Origin of the sequence: Aureimonas sp. AU12, assembly GCF_001463705.1 — a bacterium.
GTDB lineage: Bacteria > Pseudomonadota > Alphaproteobacteria > Rhizobiales > Rhizobiaceae > Aureimonas.
Window position 1 is genome coordinate 1 of record NZ_BBWH01000057.1, and the last position, 17,571, is coordinate 17,571.

The following is a 17,571-nucleotide window of genomic DNA, read 5'->3' on the forward strand; positions in this document are numbered from 1 at the left end:
CGTGGCTCTCCATCAATTTCATTGGGCTCGACGAGCCCGAGGGTTTCGCCTTCGCTAGACGTGCGTCAGGCGAACTTCTTCTGGATTTCTTCCGCGACCTGGTTCGGCACCTGCTCGTAGTGGTCGAACTGCATCGTGTACTGAGCGCGACCCTGCGACATGGACCGCAGCGTGTTCACGTAGCCGAACATGTTGGCCAAGGGAACCATCGCATTGACCACGGTGGCAATTCCGCGAGCTTCCGTGCCCTGGATCTGACCGCGGCGGCTGTTCAGATCGCCGATCACGTCACCAACGTAATCCTCGGGCGTCACGACCTCGACCTTCATGATCGGCTCGAGAAGCTTCGGACCGGCCTTCTGGATGGCCTCGCGGAAACCGGCACGAGATGCGATTTCGAAGGCAAGAACCGAAGAGTCGACGTCGTGGTAGGCGCCGTCGAGCAGTTCCGCCTTGATGTCGACCATCGGGAAGCCGGCGAGCGGCCCGGAGGTCATCACCGAAGCGATACCCTTCTGAACACCCGGGATGTATTCCTTCGGAACGGCACCACCGATGACCTTCGACTCGAACACGAAGCCAGTGGTGGGCTCGCCCGGCTCGATGTGGATCTTAATGCGGGCGAACTGGCCCGTACCACCGGTCTGCTTCTTGTGCGTGTAGTCGACGTCGGCGCCGCGCGTGATCGTCTCGCGGTAAGCCACCTGCGGAGCGCCGATGTTCGCCTCGACCTTGAACTCGCGACGCATGCGGTCGACGAGAATGTCGAGGTGAAGCTCACCCATGCCGGCGATGATCGTCTGGCCCGACTCCTCGTCCGTCTTGACTCGGAACGAAGGATCTTCGGCAGCGAGACGATTGAGCGCGAGGCCCATCTTCTCCTGATCGCCCTTGGTCTTCGGCTCGATCGCGATCTCGATGACCGGATCGGGGAATTCCATGCGCTCGAGGATGACCGGCTTGAGCGGATCGCACAGGGTATCGCCCGTGGTGACGTCCTTCAGGCCTGCCAAAGCCACGATGTCGCCAGCATATGCCTCTTCCACGTCTTCACGCGAATTGGAGTGCATCTGCAGCATGCGACCGATGCGCTCCTTCTTCTCCTTCACCGTGTTCTGAACGCCGGTGCCCTTGGTAAGCTTGCCGGAGTAGAGACGGCAGAAGGTGAGCGAGCCGACGAACGGGTCATTCATGATCTTGAAGGCGAGCATCGAAAGCGGCTCTTCGTCGGACGAAACGCGAGTCACCTCTGCGTCGGTCTTTGGATCAATGCCCTTGATGGCCGGCACGTCGATCGGCGACGGCAGGAAGTCCACGACGCCGTCGAGCAGGGGCTGAACGCCCTTGTTCTTGAAAGCCGAACCGCAGAAGATCGGCGTGAACCAGACGTCGCAGGTGCCCTTGCGGATCAGCTTGCGGATCTCTTCGTTGTTCGGCATCTCGCCGTTCAGGTAGTTCTCCATCGCGGTCTCGTCGACCTCGACGGCGGCCTCGATCATCAGCTCGCGATATTCATTCGCCTTGTCGACCATGTCGGCCGGGATCTCGGTCACATCCCACTGGGCGCCGAGTGTCTCGTCGCGCCAGATCAGCGCGTTCATCTCGATCAGGTCGATGACGCCCTTGAACTCGTTCTCGGCGCCGACCGGAAGCTGCACGACGATCGCACGAGCACCGAGACGGGTCTTCACCATCTCAACGCAGCGGTAGAAATCGGCGCCGGTCTTGTCCATCTTGTTGACGAACATCATACGCGGCACGTGATACTTGTCGGCCTGACGCCAGACCGTCTCGGTCTGCGGCTCGACGCCAGCATTGGCGTCCAGCAGCGCGATGGCACCATCGAGAACGCGAAGCGAACGCTCGACTTCAATCGTGAAGTCGACGTGGCCGGGCGTGTCGATGATGTTGAAGCGCCGCTTCTTGCCGTCGCGACCTTCCCAGAACGTCGTCGTCGCGGCAGACGTGATCGTGATGCCGCGCTCCTGCTCCTGCTCCATCCAATCCATGGTCGCGGCGCCGTCGTGGACTTCGCCGATCTTATGGGACTTGCCGGTGTAGTAGAGGATCCGCTCGGTGGTCGTCGTCTTTCCAGCATCGATGTGAGCCATGATGCCGAAATTACGGTAGTCTTCGATCTTGTATTCGCGAGCCATGGGGCGACGCCTTTCGGACGGAAGCGAGAATTACCAGCGGTAGTGCGAGAAGGCGCGGTTCGCTTCCGCCATGCGGTGCGTGTCTTCGCGCTTCTTGACGGCCGTACCACGGTTGTTCGCGGCATCCATCAGTTCGCCGGACAGGCGATCGACCATCGTGGTCTCGTTGCGATTGCGCGCAGCGGTGATCAGCCAGCGGATCGCCAGAGCCTGACGACGCTCGGGACGAACGTCGACGGGAACCTGGTACGTCGCACCACCGACGCGGCGCGACCGGACTTCGACATGCGGCGCGACGTTGTCGAGCGCCGTATGAAAGATGCCGATGGCATCCTGGCGGGTCTTCTCGGTCATGACGTCGAAGGCACCGTAAACAATGCGCTCGGCAGTCGACTTCTTGCCATCGTACATGACGGCGTTCATGAACTTCGTGACGATAAGGTCGCCGAACTTAGGATCCGGATTGATCTCGCGCTTTTCGGCAGAGTGACGACGTGACATCTATTGGTCTCTCAAATCTCGATCGGTCTGGCGAAGCTTACTTCGGACGCTTGGCGCCGTACTTCGAACGACGCTGGCGACGGTCCTTCACGCCCTGCGTATCGAGCACGCCGCGGATGATGTGGTACCGCACGCCGGGAAGATCCTTGACGCGACCGCCACGGATCATGACCACGGAGTGCTCTTGAAGGTTATGCCCCTCGCCCGGGATGTAGCCGATGACTTCGAAGCCATTGACCAGACGGACCTTGGCAACCTTACGAAGAGCCGAGTTCGGCTTCTTTGGGGTCGTCGTGTAGACGCGGGTGCAAACGCCGCGCTTCTGCGGATTGGCCTGGAGGGCCGGAACCGTATTGCGCTCGCTCGGGCGAACGCGGGGCTTCCGGATCAACTGGTTGATGGTCGGCATTCCAACCTTCCTTCTCTTCAAATCTCGGTTCGAAACGATCGGCACATGCCGCGATTCGAGCCGTTCAGCTCATACGCGAAACCGGGCGTCGACCTCCGTAATAGGAGGACAGCCCGGAACGAAACAGAGGATCACGGGCAAAACCGCGATCATGCGCCAGCAATGGTACGTCTCGTTGAACGAAGCCTTGTTTGAAGCGCTGGTCCCGGACTAGTCGTCCTCGGAAAGCTTGCCTCACATCGGCTCTGTTGGGCGGTGTTTAACGATTCTGTCGAGAGTCGTCAAGGCCGGTGCCAGCCTTCGGCTTGACATCGCCAATGGACGCCCAAAGAGGACCACAACCGGTGCCGTTCGACGAAAAAGGGCCGCCCCACCGGCGGCCCTCATCAGTGTCGGACCTAAAGCCTTACTCGGCGGCGTCGGTCATGTCGGTCAGCATCCGGTCGGCGGATGCCACGTTCGACGCCTTGCGGCGGTCGTCGAGGATCAGGTCGTCGCGCGAGGTCGCGATGCGACGGACCTGCGTCATCATTCCGCCGGTACCAGCCGGAATGAGGCGACCCACGATGACGTTCTCCTTCAGGCCCTGCAGCGTGTCCATCTTGCCGGCCACGGCCGCTTCCGTGAGGACGCGCGTGGTCTCCTGGAACGAAGCCGCCGAGATGAAGGACGGCGTCTGCAGAGAGGCTTTGGTGATGCCAAGAAGCACCGGGTTGCCGGAAGCGGGCTTCTTGCCCTCCTCCTCGAGCTTCTCGTTCAGCTCCGCCAGCTCGATCCGGTCGACATTGTCGCCTGGGATGTAGCCGCTGTCTCCGGACTCGACGATCTCGACCTTCTGCAGCATCTGGCGAACGATCACCTCGATGTGCTTGTCGTTGATCAACACGCCCTGCAACCGATAGACCTCCTGGATTTCATTCACGAGGTAGGAGGCGAGAGCCTCTACGCCGCGAATAGCCAAGATGTCGTGCGGCGCCGGATTGCCGTCGAGGATGTGATCGCCCTTCTCGATGATGTCGCCTTCCTGAAGGTGGAAGGGCTTGCCCTTCGGGATCAGGTACTCGACCGGCTCGACCAGGTCCTCGTGCGGCTCGATGATGATCCGACGCTTGTTCTTGTAGTCGCGTCCGAACCGGATCGTCCCGTCGATCTCCGCGATGACCGCGTTGTCCTTCGGACGACGGGCTTCGAAGAGTTCCGCCACGCGCGGCAGACCGCCCGTGATGTCCTTCGTCTTCGCCGACTCCATCGGAATACGCGACAGCACGTCGCCTGCGCGAACCGTCGAGCCCGGCTCGACGGACAGAAGTGCGTCCACCGAGAGGAAGTAGCGCGCATCCGTGCCACGAGCGAGCTTGGCGACCGCACCGTCCTTGGTGCGGATGACCATCGCCGGCTTCAGATCGGAACCGCGCGGGTTGGCCCGCCAGTCGATGACCTGACGCTTGGTGATGCCGGTTGACTCGTCGGCCTGCTCGGAGACCGAAAGCCCCTCGACCAGATCCTCGAATTCGACGACGCCGTCGAGCTCGGTCAGCACCGGACGGGTGTAGGGATCCCATTCCGCGATGCGCTGGCCGCGACGAACCTGATCGCCGTCATCCACGAAGATGCGCGAACCGTAGGTCACGCGATGCGAAGCCCGCTCCTTGCCCGACGGATCGAGGATAAGGATCGCCATGTTGCGGCCCATCGCCACCAGACGCCCGTCCGAGTCCCGAACCACGTTGCGGTTGCGGATGTGGACGGTGCCCTCGTACGACGCTTCGAGGAAGGACTGATCGACCACCTGTGCCGTACCGCCCATGTGGAAGGTGCGCATCGTCAGCTGCGTGCCGGGCTCGCCGATCGACTGCGCCGCGATGACGCCGACGGCTTCGCCCATGTTGACGGGCGTGCCGCGAGCCAGATCGCGTCCGTAGCAGACCGCGCAGATGCCGGTCCGCACTTCGCAGGTCAGCGCCGAACGGATCTTCACCGACTGGACGCCTGCCTTCTCGATGATGTCGACATCGCGCTCTTCGACCGTCCGGCCGCCCTCGACCAGCACTTCGCCCGTGACCGGGTTCAGGATGTCTTCGAGCACCGTACGACCGAGGATCCGCTGGCCGAGCGTCGCCACGACCTGACCGGCATCGACGATGGGCTGCATCGTCAGGCCGTTCGGGGTCTGGCAGTCGGTCTGCGTGATGATGCAATCCTGCGCGACGTCGACGAGACGACGCGTCAGGTACCCCGAGTTCGCTGTCTTCAAGGCCGTGTCCGCCAGACCCTTACGGGCGCCGTGCGTCGAGTTGAAGTACTCGAGAACGGTCAGACCTTCCTTGAAGTTCGAGATGATCGGCGTCTCGATGATCTCGCCCGAAGGCTTGGTCATCAGGCCGCGCATCGCCGCCAGCTGACGCATCTGCGTCGGCGAGCCACGGGCGCCCGAGTGAGACATCATGTAGATCGAGTTCATCTGCTTCTGACGACCGGTCTCGTCGAACTCGACCGCACGAATACGGCTCATCATCTCGTCGGCGATCTTGTCCGTGCACTTGGCCCAGGCGTCGACCACCTTGTTGTACTTTTCGCCCTGAGTGATCAGGCCGTCATTGTACTGCTGCTCGTATTCCTTCGCGAGCGCCTGCGTCTCACCGATCATCCGCGGCTTCGAGTCCGGGATGACCATGTCGTCCTTGCCGAACGAGATGCCCGCTGTGCAGGCGTGCTTGAAGCCGAGCTGCATGATGCGGTCGCAGAAGATCACCGTGTCCTTCTGCCCGCAATGACGGTAGACGCTGTCGATCATCTTCGAGATGTTCTTCTTCGTCATCAGCTCGTTGCAGATGTCGAAGGGGATCTTGTGGTTCTTCGGCAGCAGCTGGCCGATGAGCAGACGGCCCGGCGTCGTCTCGTAGATCTTCGACGTCGGCTTGCCTTCGGCATCGATCGACTTCACGCGCCCACGGATCTTCGTGTGCAGCGTCACCGCCTTCGTGAAGAGAGCTTGCTCCAGCTCGCCGATATCGGCAAAGGCCATTCCCTGCCCCGGCTCGTTCTCGCTCATGATCGAGAGATAGTAGAGCCCGAGCACCATGTCCTGCGACGGCACGATGATTGGCAGCCCGTTCGCGGGATGCAGGATGTTGTTCGTCGACATCATGAGGACGCGCGCCTCGAGCTGCGCCTCGATGGACAGGGGCACGTGCACCGCCATCTGGTCGCCGTCGAAGTCCGCGTTGAAGGCCGTGCAGACCAGCGGGTGAAGCTGGATCGCCTTGCCCTCGATCAGGATCGGCTCGAACGCCTGGATGCCCAAACGATGCAGCGTCGGCGCGCGATTCAGCAACACCGGATGCTCGCGGATCACCTCGTCCAGGATGTCCCAGACCTCGGGACGCTCCTTCTCGACGAGCTTCTTCGCCTGCTTCACGGTCGAGGAATAGCCCTTGGCGTCCAGCCGCGCGTAGATGAACGGCTTGAACAGCTCGAGCGCCATCTTCTTTGGCAGGCCGCACTGGTGCAGCTTCAGCTCGGGACCGGTCACGATCACCGAACGGCCGGAATAGTCGACGCGCTTGCCGAGCAGGTTCTGGCGGAACCGACCCTGCTTGCCTTTCAGCATGTCCGACAGCGACTTCAGCGGGCGCTTGTTGGCGCCCGTGATGACGCGGCCGCGACGGCCATTGTCGAACAGCGCGTCCACCGCCTCCTGAAGCATGCGCTTCTCGTTGCGGATGATGATGCCGGGGGCGCGCAACTCGATCAGCCGCTTGAGGCGGTTGTTGCGGTTGATCACGCGGCGATAGAGATCGTTCAGATCGGACGTGGCGAAGCGGCCGCCGTCCAGCGGGACGAGCGGGCGCAGGTCCGGCGGGATCACCGGAACGACGCTCATGATCATCCACTCGGGACGGTTGCCAGACTCGAGGAAGTTCTCGACGATCTTCAGCCGCTTCATCAGCTTCTTCGTCTTCAGCTCGGACGTCGTCGTCGCGAGATCGGCACGAAGTTCGCCGGCGATCTTCTCGAGCTCCATCGAAGCCAGGAGCTCCTGGATCGCCTCGGCGCCAATCAGCGCCGTGAAGCTATCCTCGCCGTACTCCTCGACGGCGATCATGTACTCTTCTTCCGAAAGGAGTTGATGCTCCTTCAGGGCCGTCAGACCGGGCTCGGTGACGATGTAGTTCTCGAAATACAGGACGCGCTCGATATCCTTGAGCGTCATGTCGAGAAGCGTGCCGATGCGGCTCGGAAGCGACTTCAGGAACCAGATGTGCGCAACCGGCGCGGCCAGCTCGATATGACCCATGCGCTCGCGCCGCACGCGCGAGAGGGTGACCTCGACGCCGCACTTCTCGCAGATGATGCCCTTGTACTTCATGCGCTTGTACTTGCCGCACAGGCACTCGTAGTCCTTGATGGGCCCGAAGATCCGCGCGCAGAACAGGCCGTCGCGTTCGGGCTTGAAGGTACGATAGTTGATCGTCTCGGGCTTCTTGATCTCGCCGAACGACCAGGACAGAATCTTCTCAGGGCTCGCGAGCGAGATCCGGATGCTGTCGAAAGTTTGCGCCTGCACCTGAGGATTGAAGAGATTCATGACCTCTTGATTCATGGTGCTGTCTCCTTTTGGGGCATCAGCGCCCCCAAGACGCGCCGGGCGGGGCCGGCGCCAGAATGATCCGCAACGTCTGATCGGCGCTTTCGGGTGCGAAAGCGCCGATCATGGCCGCGCAAGGCGGCGTTTGCGAGGCGGCCTATTCGGCCGCGTTCGGAAGCCCTTCGAGGACCGATCCGGCATTGGCGAGATCCGCGACCGAGTTCGACAGATCGACGTCGAGCCCGAGCGAGCGCATTTCCTTCACGAGAACGTTGAAGCTCTCAGGAATGCCGGACTCGAACGCATCGTCGCCGCGAACGATCGACTCGTAGACCTTCGTGCGACCGGCTACGTCGTCCGACTTCACCGTCAGCATTTCCTGCAGCGTGTAGGCGGCGCCGTAGGCTTCGAGCGCCCACACCTCCATTTCGCCGAAGCGCTGGCCGCCGAACTGCGCCTTGCCGCCAAGCGGCTGCTGCGTGACCAGCGAGTACGGGCCGATCGAACGGGCGTGGATCTTGTCGTCCACCAGATGGTGCAGCTTCAGCATGTAGATGTAGCCGACCGTCACCTGACGATCGAATGCCTCGCCGGTACGACCGTCGTAGAGCGTGACCTGTCCCGAACCGTTGAGACCGGCCTTCTCCAGCATCTCGACGATATCGGCCTCGACCGCGCCGTCGAACACGGGCGTCGCGATCGACACGCCGCGGCGCATCTGCTTGGCCAGCGTGATCACGGACGCGTCGTCGTAGTCCTTCACCTTCTCGTTGCGATCGCTGTCGCCGAGCATGTCGGCGATCTCGGCCCGCAGCGGCGACACATCGTGCGACTGCTGGTAGGCATCCAGCATCTCGCCGATCTTGCGGCCCATGCCGGCGCAGGCCCAGCCAAGATGCGTCTCGAGGATCTGACCGACATTCATGCGCGAGGGCACGCCGAGCGGGTTCAGAACGATGTCGACATGCGTGCCGTCGGCGTTGAAGGGCATGTCCTCGACCGGCACGATACGGCTGACGACGCCCTTGTTGCCGTGACGACCGGCCATCTTGTCACCGGGCTGGATCTTGCGCTTCACGGCGACGAAGACCTTGACCTGCTTCATGACGCCGGGTGGCAGTTCGTCGCCCCGCTGCACCTTCTCGACCTTGTCCATGAAGCGCTGCTCGAGCGTCTTCTTGGCCTGGTCGTAGACGTTGCGCAGATCCTCGATCTCGGCCTGCATCTTCTCGTCTTCGACGGCGAACATCCACCACTGAGAGCGGGGATACTCGTTCATCACGTCTGGCGAGATCTGGGCGCCCTTGCGGAAGCCCTTCGGCCCGGCGATGCCGGTGCGCCCGTCCAGCGTCTCGACGAGACGGCCGTAGACGTTGCGGTCGAGGATCGCCTGCTCGTCGTCGCGATCCTTGGCGAGACGCTCGATCTCCTCGCGCTCGATCGCCATGGCGCGCTCGTCCTTCTCGACGCCATGCCGATTGAACACGCGCACCTCGACCACCGTGCCGTAAGTGCCCGGAGGCATACGGTTCGACGTGTCGCGGACGTCGGAGGCCTTCTCACCGAAGATGGCGCGGAGAAGCTTTTCCTCCGGCGTCATCGGGCTCTCGCCCTTCGGCGTGATCTTACCGACAAGGATGTCGCCCGGCTGAACCTCGGCACCGATATAGACGATGCCGGCTTCGTCGAGGTTCTTCAGCGCTTCTTCCGAGACGTTCGGAATGTCACGCGTGATTTCCTCCGGACCGAGCTTCGTATCACGCGCCATGACCTCGAACTCCTCGATGTGGATCGAGGTGAAGACGTCGTCGGCGACGATGCGCTCGGAGAGGAGGATCGAGTCCTCGTAGTTGTAGCCGTTCCACGGCATGAACGCGACGAGCACGTTCCGGCCGAGAGCGAGATCGCCGAGATCCGTCGACGGGCCGTCCGCGATGATGTCGCCCTTGCGCACGCGATCACCCACCGCCACCAGCGGACGCTGGTTGATGCAGGTGTTCTGGTTCGAGCGCTGGAACTTCATCAGGCGGTAGATATCGACGCCGGACTTGCCGGCCTCAAGATCTTCCATGGCGCGAATGACGATACGCGTCGCGTCCACCTGATCGACGATGCCGGTCCGGCGAGCACCGATCGCGGCACCCGAGTCGCGGGCGACGATCGGCTCCATGCCGGTTCCCACGAACGGCGCTTCGGCACGCACCAGCGGCACCGCCTGACGCTGCATGTTCGAGCCCATGAGTGCGCGGTTCGCGTCGTCGTTCTCGAGGAACGGAATGAGCGCCGCCGCGACCGACACGAGCTGCTTGGGGCTCACGTCCATGAGGTCGACGTTCTCGCGCGGCGTCATGAAGACGTCACCCGAGTGACGGCAGATGACCAGCTCTTCCTCGAAGCGCATGTCGCCCGTCAGCACCGCGTTCGCCTGCGCGACGTGATGCTTGGCTTCCTCCATAGCCGACAGATAGACCACGTCCATCGTCACCTTGCCATCGACGACGCGACGGTACGGGCTCTCGATGAAGCCATATTTGTTCACGCGGGCGAAGGTCGCCAGCGAGTTGATCAGACCGATGTTCGGGCCTTCCGGCGTTTCGATCGGGCAGATGCGACCGTAATGCGTCGGGTGCACGTCGCGCACTTCGAAGCCGGCGCGCTCGCGCGTCAGACCACCTGGACCAAGCGCCGAGAGACGACGCTTGTGCGTGATCTCGGAGAGCGGGTTCGTCTGGTCCATGAACTGCGAGAGCTGCGAGGATCCAAAGAACTCGCGCACCGCCGCCGCCGCCGGCTTGGCGTTGATCAGGTCCTGCGGCATCACCGTGTCGATCTCGACCGACGACATGCGCTCCTTGATCGCCCGCTCCATGCGGAGCAGACCGACGCGGTACTGGTTCTCCATCAATTCGCCGACCGACCGAACGCGGCGATTGCCGAGATTGTCGATGTCGTCGATCTCGCCCTTGCCATCGCGCAGGTCAACGAGCGTACGAACGACGGCAAGGATGTCTTCCTTGCGCAGCACGCGCACGGTGTCCTCGGCGGCAACGTCAAGACGCATGTTCATCTTGACGCGGCCGACGGCGGACAGGTCGTAGCGCTCACTGTCGAAGAACAGCGAGTTGAACATGGCCTCCGCCGTCTCCATCGTCGGCGGCTCACCGGGACGCATGACGCGGTAGATGTCGAACAGCGCATCCTGACGGCTGGCGTTCTTGTCAACGGCCAACGTGTTGCGGATGTAGGCGCCGACCGTCACGTGGTCGATGTCGAGGACCTGCAGGGTCTCGTGGCCCGCATCGATCAGAACCTTCAGGCTCTTCTCGTTGATCTCGTCGCCGGCCTCGAGATAGATCTCACCCGTCTGGTAGTTGACGATGTCCTCCGCCAGGTAGTTGCCGTAGAGATCCTCCTCGGTGGCGCGAAGGGCGACGACGCCCTTGTCCTTCATCTGCCGCGCCTGGCGCGCGGTGACCTTCTTGCCGGCTTCGACCAGCACTTCACCGCTGTCGGCGTCAACGAGATCGGTCACGGCCTTCTGGCCACGCACGCGCTCGACGGAGAACGGCACGCGCCAGCCGTCCTTGCCCTTTTCCTTCTGGAACTGGATGATGTTGTAGAACGTCGAGAGGATCTCCTCGCCGTCCATGCCGAGCGCCATCAGAAGGCTGGACGCCGGAATCTTGCGGCGGCGATCGATACGCGCGAACACGACATCCTTCGCGTCGAACTCGATATCGAGCCACGACCCGCGATAGGGAATGACGCGCGCGGCGAAGAGCAATTTCCCCGACGAGTGCGACTTGCCCTTGTCGTGATCGAAGAACACGCCCGGCGAACGGTGCATCTGCGAGACGATGACGCGCTCGGTGCCGTTGACGATGAACGTGCCGTTCGACGTCATCAGCGGCATGTCGCCCATGTAGACGTCCTGCTCCTTGATGTCCTTGATGGACTTGGAGCCGGTATCTTCATCGATATCGAACACGATGAGGCGCAGGGTCACCTTCAGCGGCGCCGCGAAGGTCATGTCGCGCTGCCGGCACTCGTCGACGTCGAACTTCGGCTGCTCGAACTCGTACTTGACGAATTCGAGCATCGAATGCCCGGAGAAATCGGAGATCGGGAAGACGGAGCGGAACACGGCCTGCAGGCCCTCGTCCGGGCGGCCGCCTTCGGGCTCCTTCACCATGAGGAACTGATCGTAGGAGGCCTTCTGGACCTCGATCAGATTGGGCATCTCGGCAACTTCCGGGATCGACCCGAAGAACTTGCGTACGCGCCTGCGACCGCTAAACGTCGTCGTCTGAGACATCGTCGCTCCTTGCTCTCGTCAGCGCCCTTGACCGAAGGGCTGAAATTTCATGTCCTCCCGAGGGAGGCTCACCGGATCCGCCGCGAACGGACCGGGATGGGCTCGGCCGGTTACCCGGCCGGTCCGCGTCTTCCCAAGACCCCGGCAGGGACCTCGGAAGACGCGCACCACTCGCGAAGCGACGGGACTGATTCGGTCCCTCATCCGCCAGCACGGAAGGCGGAACGGCAAAATGCCGTCCCGCCCACCAGTTTTGGGTTCAGTAAGATGCCAAAAAGGCAGTCTTACTTGACGTCGACCTTGGCGCCAGCCTTCTCGAGCTGATCCTTGATCTTCGCAGCTTCGTCCTTGTTGACGCCTTCCTTGACGGGCTTCGGCGCGCCGTCAACGAGATCCTTGGCTTCCTTGAGGCCCAGACCCGTGATCGCACGGACTTCCTTGATGACGTTGATCTTCTGAGCGCCGGCTTCGACGAGGATCACGTCGAACTCGGTCTTCTCTTCGACTTCGGCGACCGGTGCGCCACCGCCGGCAGCGGCTGCTGCAACGGGAGCGGCTGCGGAGACGCCCCACTTCTCTTCGAGCATCTTCGAGAGCTCGGCGGCCTCGAGGACGGTCAGGGCCGACAGGTCATCAACGATCTTGGCGAGATCAGCCATAGTAGTCTTCCTTGGTTGGTTCGAACTTGTTGAATGCAGCGAGGAACAAGCCTCAGGCCGCTTCGTCCTTCTTGGCATATGCCCCGAACACGCGCGCAAGCTGAGCTGCGGGCGCGGCCACGACGGCTGCGATGCGGGTTGCCGGCGTCTGAATCATGCCGAGCAACTTGCCGCGCAGTTCGTCGAGCGACGGAAGGGCGGCCAAAGCCTTCACCCCTTCCGCGTCGAGAGCGGTGGTGCCCATCGCACCGCCGAGGATTACGAGCTTGTCGTTCCCCTTAGCGAAGTCGTTGGCCACCTTCGGAGCCGCAATCGGATCGTTGGAGTATGCAATCAGGGTCTGGCCCTGAAACAGCTCCGAGATCGTTTCGGCGTCCGTGCCTTGAAGAGCGATTTGGGCGAGGCGGTTCTTCGCGACTTTGACGGTGCCACCCTGCGCGCGCATCTTCGACCGAAGGTCGTTCATCTGCGCGACGGTGAGACCGGCGTAGCGTGCCACCACGATCGCTCCCGAGGCCTTGAAGGTCTCGTTGAGCTCAGTGACGAACTCGCGCTTTTCCGCTCTGTCCACTGCCACTCTCCAGTAGGAGCCCACCCTCGCGGATGTGCTCCGGTTGCCTTTTGCCGCCCGGCGAACCGGACGACGCTCGAGGATCCTGTCCCCTTGGCTTCCCTGGATCCGTAATGGAACCTGTAGATGGCGCAAGGCATTCAGAGGTTCGAACCGAAGGTCTCGATCTGACGATCGACGAATTCGGATCATTCCCCGTCTCATGCAGGCTGGACGATTAAGACGAACCGACAGGAATCGGAGCGTCGCCCACAATCTCGGACAGGAGAAGCGAAGCCCAAGGGCCTCGCCTGTCGCCGGGACGCTTGCGCGCCCCGGAACTTCGTTGGAAGGCCTGCACTTAAGACAAGTGCGGCCTTCGATCAATCTCAGGCGCCGGCGCGAACCGTCGCGGGGTCGATCTTAATACCGGGGCCCATGGTCGAGGACACCGCGACGCGCTGGACGTAGTTGCCCTTGGCGCCCGTCGGCTTGGCCTTCTGAACCGCATCGGCGAAGGCGCGGATGTTCTCCAGGAGCGCCTCGGCACCGAAGCTCGCCTTGCCGACGCCGGCATGAACGATACCGGCCTTCTCGACGCGGAACTCGACGGCGCCTCCCTTCGACGCCGTGACGGCGGCTGCCACGTCCGGCGTCACGGTGCCGACGCGCGGGTTCGGCATCAGGCCGCGCGGGCCGAGCACCTTGCCGAGACGGCCGACGAGACCCATCATGTCGGGGGTCGCGATCGCACGATCGAAATCGATCTGTCCGGCCTGAACCTTCTCGACGAGGTCTTCGGCACCGACGATATCGGCACCGGCGGCCAGAGCCTCGGCGGCCTTGTCACCGCGCGCGAACACCGCAACGCGAACCGTACGGCCCGTGCCGTTCGGCAGGTTCACGACGCCGCGAACCATCTGGTCCGCATGACGCGGATCGACGCCGAGGTTCATCGCGACTTCGATCGTCTCGTCGAACTTCGCGGTCGAGCGATCCTTCAGAAGGCTGATCGCCTCTGCGAGATCATAAAGCTTCTCGCGGTCGATGCCCTCACGAGCCTTGACGGTGCGCTTGCCAATCTTCGCCATCGTCTCAGCCCACCACTTCCAGGCCCATCGACCGGGCGGAGCCCTCGATCATGAGCATCGCCGCATCAACGTCGTTCGCGTTCAGATCCTTCAGCTTCTTTTCGGCGATCTCGCGAACCTGCTCGCGCGTCACCGAACCGGCCTTGACCTTGCCGGGCTCCTTGGAACCCGCGGTCAGGCCAGCGGCCTTCTTGAGGAAGAAGCTCACGGGAGCCGTCTTCATCTGGAAGGTGAAGGACTTGTCGACGAAGTAGGTGATGACGACCGGAACCGGCGACCCCTTCTCCATTTCCTGGGTCTGCGCATTGAACGCCTTGCAGAACTCCATGATGTTGATACCGCGCTGACCGAGCGCCGGTCCGATCGGCGGCGACGGAGTCGCCGAGCCGGCCTTGACCTGCAGCTTGAGCTGGCCTGCTATCTTTTTAGCCATAAGCTTCTGCCTTCATACTGGGCCGGACGGACCGGCTGTCTGGCTGACATGCAGCCGTCGCAGGAGTGCGGTACGGTTCCGGTGACCGGCTAAAGCCACCCTCGCCTTCCGCACGGAACGGGCGGCGAGCCGCCCGACTGGTCAGACCTTTTCGACCTGACCGAATTCGAGATCGACCGGGGTCGCGCGGCCGAAGATGGAGACCTCGACCTTCAGGCGCGCACGCTCCTGGTCGACTTCCTGAACGATACCGTTGAACGAAGCGAACGGGCCATCGGAAACCCGGACCTGCTCGCCGATGTCGAAGGACACCGTCGGCTTCGGACGCTCGACACCATCCTGAACCTGGCTGAGGATCTGCGTAGCTTCCGCCTCGGAGATCGGAACGGGGCGGTTGTCGGGACCGAGAAACCCCGTCACCTTCGGGATGTTCTTGATCATCGAGAAGACCTGATCGGTCAGCTCGGCCTTGACGAGAACGTAACCCGGGAAAAACTTGCGCTCGGAATCGACCTTGCGACCGCGGCGAACCTCGACGAACTTTTCGGTCGGCACGAGGATCTTCTCGAACTTATCGGACAGACCCTTCTGACGAGCCTGCTCTTCGATCGACTCCGCCACCTTCTTCTCGAAATTCGAGTAGGCCTGCACGATGTACCAACGAGCGGTCATGAAATTCCTGCTTGTATCTGCGATCAGCGTCCGGCGCTCATGACGTAGCCGACCAGGAAACCGATCAGCTGGTCAGCGACGAAAAAGAACGCAGCGGCAAACGCCACCATGACGAAAACCATGATCGTCGAGATCATCGTCTCCCGGCGGGTCGGCCAGCTCACCTTGGCGACTTCGGCCCGAACCTGCTGAAGGAACGAGAATGGATTTGTCTTAGTAGCCATATACCGCTCACGGCAGTAGGCACGTAAAAGCTGTTTGACCAGCCCCACGCGCCACGTGTCTGTTAAAAACTACATAAACGGACCCTCAGCGATTCACAAGGGCCGACCGGACATTTCGATTGGGAAGAAAATGGCAGGGGCAGTAGGGCTCGAACCTACGGCCTGCGGTTTTGGAGACCGCCGCTCTACCAACTGAGCTATACCCCTACGCGCCGAAGCGGATTTCCGATTAGTCCGCCACGGCGAGATTTGCAAGCGCTATCATGCCTTGTCCGACATGGTCGCGGCTGCGGCTATCTTCGCCTTGCGCGTCTTCGGCTTCAACCCCTTCAGCCAGCCGTCGAAGCGGCGCTGCGGCCGGGTCAGGCGGATGAGGTCGTCGATCGCCAGATTGGCGGTCTCTAGACGCTCCGCCAGCACCTCGGCGGCCACGGCCCCGACAGCCGCCGGCGCGATCTCGGGGAACCGCTGATGAATGGGATGAAGCAAGTCATCGGCGACAATGTTCGCCGATTCGAGGCGTCCCGCCCGAACCAGCAGGCGCTGCACGATCTGCTCGAACGTCCAGTCGTGATCGGCGAAGAGCTTCCAGCGGGTCGATCGTTTCGCGGTGAAGCCGGCGAGAACGATTCGCGCATTTAGCCGCTGCTCGCACAGGAAGACCGCAAGTGCGAAGCCGCTCGTGGCCACGTGGCTGGCTGGATAGAAGCCCTCGAACCCGGCGGTGAGGTCGAGATGGCCGACCGGGTCCGGAACGCCGAACTCGGCAGCCGGGCTGAACCGCTCGTGCCCGCCTGCCCGTAAATTGCAGATGCCAAGGAAGCGAGGCGAACGCACGAGACGAACGACGTCCGCCACCTCCCGGCGATAGACGATGTTGGCACCGGCGGGACCGGACCGTGCGACCAGCAGCGCCGGACCGTCGAACGGTGCGTTCAGAACCTTGTAGACCTTGTTGAAGAAGACGAAGAGCGCGTCCTCCCCGTAGTCCCGACGAAGCGCGCCGATCTCCACGGCATCGCTGTTGGCGATGAGGACGATGACCGGGTAAGCCGCGAAGACCTCGCGCCAACGGCGATGCGCATCGGCCTCGCCATCCTGCGGCAGCGTCAGGGCACTCATTCCTCAGGCCGACGCGGAGCGTTGCGTGACATGCAGCATGCGCTCATGCGTGGCGAACCATTCGTCGGCATAGTCGTCGTTGCGATACTCGTCGAAATACGGGCCGCCATCGGTAAAGTGGACGTTCTTGGCTGCCGGGTCGTGATCGTATTCGTTGACCAGCCAGTTCCAGGCCGGCGGCAGGGACCCGATCTCGGCATCGCTGTCCAGCCATTTGAACTGGTGAAGCTCCAGCCCGGTCGCGGTGTTGACGAAATCAGGAGTCAGTGCGCGGCAGCGCGCGTTGTTAAAGAGCATGACACTCGACCAGTTCTTCTTTTCGTACTTGGTCTGCACCTGCCCAAGGAACTTGGTCTCGACCTTGGGCTGGTAGTCGTGCTGGACGCACATGACGGCGGCCTGCTCGTCGCGCAGCGACCACAGCTCAGCGATGTCGGCGCGCATAAGCATGTCGCAGTCCATGAACAGGCTCCAGCCCTCGAACCCGCTGAGATAGGGGACGAGGAAGCGCGAAAACGAAAACTCGGTCGACTGCAACGCGTTGCGTTCACGCTTGAAGGTCGCGTCGAGGTGCGGCAGCACGATCGGCGAGAACATCACCGGCACCGTCGCGTGCTCGATGATGCTCTGCGCCAGCACGTGGTAGGCGACGACCTCCTTCGAGTCGAAGCCGATGAAGATGCGCGCGATGTCTGCCGGCATGGGACGATCCTTGAAGTCTGTGTGCTGGGTTTCTAATCGCCGGCTCGGAGCGCCACAAGCGAGAACGCCTCCAAACTTGGGCTTGCGGTCCGTTCGCGACCTGCAAACGAAAACGGGCCCCGAAGGGCCCGTCTCATGGTCTCAGCAGT

At 62.4% G+C, this 17,571-nt stretch carries 13 protein-coding genes and 1 tRNA gene; all 14 read right to left on the minus strand.

Annotated elements, in window-relative coordinates; all coding sequences use genetic code 11:
* Nucleotides 1-65: 65 nt before the first annotated feature.
* The gene (gene fusA / locus AUL33_RS21175) at nt 66-2,156 is read right to left on the minus strand and encodes an elongation factor G (protein WP_062213262.1); all 2,091 of its coding nucleotides are present in this window, start codon (nt 2,154-2,156) and stop codon (nt 66-68) included.
* A 30-nt stretch (nt 2,157-2,186) separates the two neighbouring features.
* Entirely contained in the window at nt 2,187-2,657 is a 471-nt protein-coding gene (rpsG, locus tag AUL33_RS21180) for a 30S ribosomal protein S7 (RefSeq protein ID WP_062213265.1), read from the minus strand.
* Between the two features lie 37 nt (nt 2,658-2,694).
* Nucleotides 2,695-3,066: a 30S ribosomal protein S12 gene (gene rpsL, locus AUL33_RS21185; RefSeq protein ID WP_019998957.1), complete on the minus strand. Its 372-nt coding sequence runs from the start codon at nt 3,064-3,066 to the stop codon at nt 2,695-2,697.
* 406 nt (nt 3,067-3,472) lie between these two features.
* Complete coding sequence (gene rpoC, locus AUL33_RS21190) at nt 3,473-7,669, minus strand: DNA-directed RNA polymerase subunit beta' (RefSeq protein ID WP_062213269.1); 4,197 nt, start codon at nt 7,667-7,669, stop codon at nt 3,473-3,475.
* 142 nt (nt 7,670-7,811) lie between these two features.
* The gene (gene rpoB / locus AUL33_RS21195) at nt 7,812-11,969 is read right to left on the minus strand and encodes a DNA-directed RNA polymerase subunit beta (RefSeq protein WP_062213272.1); all 4,158 of its coding nucleotides are present in this window, start codon (nt 11,967-11,969) and stop codon (nt 7,812-7,814) included.
* A 284-nt stretch (nt 11,970-12,253) separates the two neighbouring features.
* The gene (gene rplL, locus AUL33_RS21200; protein ID WP_062213274.1) at nt 12,254-12,628 is read right to left on the minus strand and encodes a 50S ribosomal protein L7/L12; all 375 of its coding nucleotides are present in this window, start codon (nt 12,626-12,628) and stop codon (nt 12,254-12,256) included.
* Between the two features lie 52 nt (nt 12,629-12,680).
* Nucleotides 12,681-13,199: a 50S ribosomal protein L10 gene (rplJ, locus tag AUL33_RS21205; protein ID WP_062213279.1), complete on the minus strand. Its 519-nt coding sequence runs from the start codon at nt 13,197-13,199 to the stop codon at nt 12,681-12,683.
* A gap of 368 nt (nt 13,200-13,567) precedes the next feature.
* Nucleotides 13,568-14,269, minus strand: coding sequence for a 50S ribosomal protein L1 (gene rplA, locus AUL33_RS21210; protein WP_062213282.1), 702 nt, complete (start codon nt 14,267-14,269; stop codon nt 13,568-13,570).
* Between the two features lie 4 nt (nt 14,270-14,273).
* Nucleotides 14,274-14,702: a 50S ribosomal protein L11 gene (gene rplK, locus AUL33_RS21215; RefSeq protein WP_062213286.1), complete on the minus strand. Its 429-nt coding sequence runs from the start codon at nt 14,700-14,702 to the stop codon at nt 14,274-14,276.
* 141 nt (nt 14,703-14,843) lie between these two features.
* Nucleotides 14,844-15,374 carry a transcription termination/antitermination protein NusG gene (gene nusG, locus AUL33_RS21220; protein WP_062213290.1) on the minus strand — a complete coding sequence of 177 codons (531 nt, stop codon included), beginning with the start codon at nt 15,372-15,374 and terminating at the stop codon, nt 14,844-14,846.
* Between the two features lie 23 nt (nt 15,375-15,397).
* The gene (gene secE, locus AUL33_RS21225; RefSeq protein WP_062213295.1) at nt 15,398-15,598 is read right to left on the minus strand and encodes a preprotein translocase subunit SecE; all 201 of its coding nucleotides are present in this window, start codon (nt 15,596-15,598) and stop codon (nt 15,398-15,400) included.
* A 131-nt stretch (nt 15,599-15,729) separates the two neighbouring features.
* A tRNA-Trp gene (locus tag AUL33_RS21230) sits at nt 15,730-15,805 on the minus strand.
* 54 nt (nt 15,806-15,859) lie between these two features.
* Nucleotides 15,860-16,612, minus strand: a complete 753-nt coding sequence (locus AUL33_RS21235; RefSeq protein WP_192843256.1) for a 3-deoxy-manno-octulosonate cytidylyltransferase — start codon at nt 16,610-16,612, stop codon at nt 15,860-15,862.
* A gap of 111 nt (nt 16,613-16,723) precedes the next feature.
* A complete protein-coding gene (locus tag AUL33_RS21240) occupies nt 16,724-17,422 on the minus strand; it encodes a hypothetical protein (RefSeq protein ID WP_062213302.1) in 699 nt (232 codons plus the stop codon).
* Nucleotides 17,423-17,571 lie beyond the last annotated feature (149 nt).